This is a genomic window from Vibrio sp. 10N.261.52.A1 (assembly GCF_002876325.1).
Classification (GTDB): domain Bacteria; phylum Pseudomonadota; class Gammaproteobacteria; order Enterobacterales; family Vibrionaceae; genus Vibrio; species Vibrio chagasii.
This window is the reverse complement of sequence record NZ_MCYD01001170.1, coordinates 1-512: the sequence shown is the minus strand read 5'-3', so window position 1 is coordinate 512 and position 512 is coordinate 1. Positions and strand designations below refer to the sequence as shown.

Genomic DNA, 512 nt, shown 5'->3' with positions numbered 1-512 from the left:
AGAGTATTATGGAATAATAACAGGGATGATTACGCCCTAATACTCTCTAAGTAGGTTATTGTGATTAGGTTATTACTATACGCGGTCAGCGCGGTAGCAAGTCACATCTACTTCAACTTTCACATCTACGACTAGGTCGCAAACCATGCAGATACGTGCCGGTGGGTTAGCACCAAAGAACTCTTTGAATACCTTATTAAAAGATTGGAAGTAACGAGAGTCCGTTAGTACAACCTTTACGTGTACTACGTCTTCTAGGCCGTAGCCTGCTTCAGTCATGATATCGACACAGTTTTGGATCGCTAGGCGAGACTGGTCAATAATGCCACCCTCAACTACTTCACCATCTGTCATCGGTGTCTGGCCAGAAACGTATAGGAAACCACCCGCTTCAGTTGCGCGTGCAAATGGTAAATGTTGTCCGCCTGTACCTGTTCCGCCTTCAACACCGTAACGTTTAATAGTCATTTTTTAACTCCACTTCTTTATAGATAATATTGGTTCTATTCCAA

The 512-nt window shown here is 43.2% G+C and carries 1 protein-coding gene; it reads right to left on the bottom strand.

Annotated elements, in window-relative coordinates:
- Positions 1–75: 75 nt before the first annotated feature.
- Positions 76–468, bottom strand: a complete 393-nt coding sequence (locus tag BCT81_RS24985) for a RidA family protein (protein WP_008216122.1) — start codon at positions 466–468, stop codon at positions 76–78.
- Positions 469–512 lie beyond the last annotated feature (44 nt).

Coding starts and splice junctions, on each gene's coding strand:
- BCT81_RS24985 (WP_008216122.1), bottom strand. CDS start 468: ATGACTATTAAACGTTACGGTGTTGAAGGCGGAACAGGTACAGGCGGA.